This is a genomic window from Vulcanococcus sp. Clear-D1, from assembly GCF_014654725.1.
Classification (GTDB): Bacteria; Cyanobacteriota; Cyanobacteriia; order PCC-6307; family Cyanobiaceae; genus Vulcanococcus.
Map to the genome: position 1 here is coordinate 1 of NZ_JACVZV010000029.1, position 2,866 is coordinate 2,866.

3 protein-coding genes are annotated in these 2,866 nt (G+C 54.8%); 1 reads left to right on the top strand and 2 read right to left on the bottom strand.

Annotation, left to right across the window (positions count from 1 at the left end; all coding sequences use genetic code 11):
• Positions 1–256 (bottom strand): hypothetical protein (locus H9532_RS11410; protein ID WP_296368562.1); only part of this gene is annotated, 256 nt, incomplete at its 3' end.
• On the opposite strand from H9532_RS11410, the gene H9532_RS11415 reads away from it, so the two are divergent.
• A complete protein-coding gene (locus H9532_RS11415) occupies positions 255–1,574 on the top strand; it encodes a hypothetical protein (RefSeq protein ID WP_296368564.1) in 1,320 nt (439 codons plus the stop codon). The two genes, H9532_RS11410 and H9532_RS11415, sit on opposite strands and share 2 nt — an antisense overlap.
• Before the next feature lie 591 nt (positions 1,575–2,165).
• On the opposite strand, the gene H9532_RS11420 is transcribed toward H9532_RS11415, so the two are convergent.
• Positions 2,166–2,840: a WcbI family polysaccharide biosynthesis putative acetyltransferase gene (locus tag H9532_RS11420; protein ID WP_296368565.1), complete on the bottom strand. Its 675-nt coding sequence runs from the start codon at positions 2,838–2,840 to the stop codon at positions 2,166–2,168.
• Positions 2,841–2,866 lie beyond the last annotated feature (26 nt).

The window sequence follows — 2,866 nt, forward strand, 5'->3', positions numbered from 1 at the left end:
CCTCCGCTGCCTTGGCTGCCTCCGCCTTCTCTGTTTCTAGAGCCTTCACCCGTTCCGCCTGCTGATCACGGGCCTGCTTGACCTCCGCCGCCTGGGCGCTCTGCGCCGCCAGCTGTTGCTTCAGATCAGCGCTCTCCGCCTCCCAGACCTCAAAACGCTTCTGGCCAATCTCCCGGAGCTCGCGGTAGCGGTCTTCAAGAAGGGTGAGGCTGCGCTGGATGGCCAGAGAATCCACAGCGAGAATGCTTTTGACCATGCTATCGACCGCAATGCCAGCCAGCTCAACCCTCACCGAACAGCTGGCAACCCTGGGGGTGCACCTGCCGGGATGGCCCAAGGAACCCGAGGGCGACGAACCTGACAATTGGATCGAGCGGGGTCAGGCCTATGCGGAGGGAGTCCGGCTATGGCGGGCGCAGCTGCGTAATGCGCCGGAAAGTACCAAGGGAGTTGTTGATCAGCTAATCAGCCATTTGCACGACACCGGGCAGCTAGGAGTGTGGGATCAACTGGTGTATGGCGCGATCAAGCCCGAGGTGCAGGGCTCGCCAGACTTTGAACGCTGGCAGGCATGCACCAAGCTGATCCGTTCGTCGGCGCTGACGCCGGCGCAGCTGCTGGGCATCACGTTGGAAGTGGCGCGGGAGCAGCGGCTGGCTGCAGCGACCTATGGCCTCAAGCGACTGCTGAAGGAACACCCTGGAATCAACGCTCAACAGCGTCTTCAGCTGTGCTCTGAACTGGTGGCTACCGCCAACACAAGCCGCCTGATGGCGGATGCCAAGACGAGCGCGGTTGACTGGAATCGCGCTGTGGAGCTGCATGAACAGATGGCCGGCTTGCTGGCAACAGCCGTCGCCGGCGAGATACCCAGCAAATCTTCCGAGGGTGCCCAGCCAACGGAAGGCATGCCACTGCTGATCGAGCTGGATGCGATCAACAACTGCCTTGGCAGCAAAGGCGTCCACGGGCATGCCGTTTTCATTCAGATCTGCCGCGAGAAGCTGCCTGCGTTGTTGCAAAGCTGGACAGGAGAACGGCCCTGGATTGTGGAAGTCGGCTGCTCCAGGGAAATCATTGAAGGGCAGAACAGCACCGTTCAACTGCTGACGCTGGCCAAGGAGCTAGAGCTCCCGTTTGCGGGTATCGACTTGGACCAAGCCAATATCGAAGCACTTAAGCGCGATTATAAGGACTGCGACGACACTTGGATCACAGGCAAAGGCGAGGAAGTGCTGCGCACGTGGGACAAGCCGATCGCAGCCTGCTACATGGATGCTTATGACTTCTGGCACGCCAGCCATTCAGGGCTGAGGCAACAGGTCTATAAGGAAAGTTATGGATCAGAGATTGACGACGCCCAGTGTCACAGCATGCATCTTGAAGCTGCATGCTACTGCTCAGATCTGATACCCTCAGGCGGGCTTCTTGGCCTGGACGATACCTGGATGGAGAATGATATCTGGGAAGGGAAAGGAGCACTCGCTTTGCCCTGGTTACTGGATCAGGGTTGGCAGCTGCTGTCTGCTGCTAATCGAGGGACTGTGCTTCTCAAAACAGGATCCAGGCAATGAATATAGTTGACAAATCCCTGGTTCAGAGTATTCACCAAGAGCTTGTTGCGAATCCTTTCTTTGCCGCAATCTCAAGAGTCAAATCAGGAGGAAATCTGCTTGAGAGATTTCGAAGAAGCCAAAACAAGAATCCTCCAAGGCGACATAGAAGAATATGAGTTGCTCGCCAAGAGAATTACGCAGATCAAAGGCTGATTCAAAGCCTCAGCATGCATCGGGCTGGGGTTGTCGTCACCATCGCCAACAGTGCCGTGATGCAGAGCATTACCGCCTGGATGCCAGCCCTGATCGAGCGGAACCCAGCCAGGTGGGACAGGCTCAAGGCTGCGGTACGCAGCGTGGCCATCACGCCAAGACCGTTGCCCCGGTAATGGTGGACAGCCTCCGAATCAGCTCAGCCAACTTGATCCAGCTATTATCATAAGAGTGTTTCCGACGAAAAGCAGGAAGAAGTCTTCGAACGAGAGGTGAAAACGATACTCACGCCGGTACATGTGGAAAAGTCCGGGCCGCTCATGGACTCAAATGGGCCCACTTACACATCTTAAATTCAAAAAAGCTGACATCCATTGCGCTGCACCAAATCTGGCATTAATCAGGAGCCCCCAGATTAGGAGCCGGGTTCGCGCTGCAAAGAGCCGGAAAATCAGCAACTGAATCATATAGCCGGAAGAATTGTTCAATGAGAGATATTCGTGGGATTGTTACTCCGTGAGACGAATACTCGTCATCGACAAACTTAAGCCCAACCGCCTCGGCCATCTCCAACGATATAGCGGCAGTCACATCATTAAGGTACTGATTGACAGGAGGCCGCTCAACCGACATGGACAGCCCCAAAAGAGCCAGGAATTGACGAACCACATGCCACATCACATCGTTGGAAGGATGATTAAAGGTATGAAAAGTCCGAGAGGAATGAAAATTATCAATTACATAATGCATAACCTTAATAGGGAGGCTTGCCTCACGAAAGCTTGATTCCCGAACACAGGCCGAAAAGTGCTGGCGGCAAGAGATAACGTCACGCTCTTCCATCGAGATAGCGCATTCGGCGGCGCTGAGACCAAGCATATACGCATTTATAATGCGCCGATCATGGTAATCAGTCAGCGGGCCTCTCAGCATGGCTCGATTTTGTTGGCGCAGATATGTTAAATGAGGGAATAGACCGCCAAAATATATAGATGGGAACAGAATCCACTCGGTCTTATTGGTTTGCATGCGCAGGGACTCGCTAGGGAGGCTCTGGAAAACCGAAGCGATTCACGGGACAATTACCCTCTGTGATC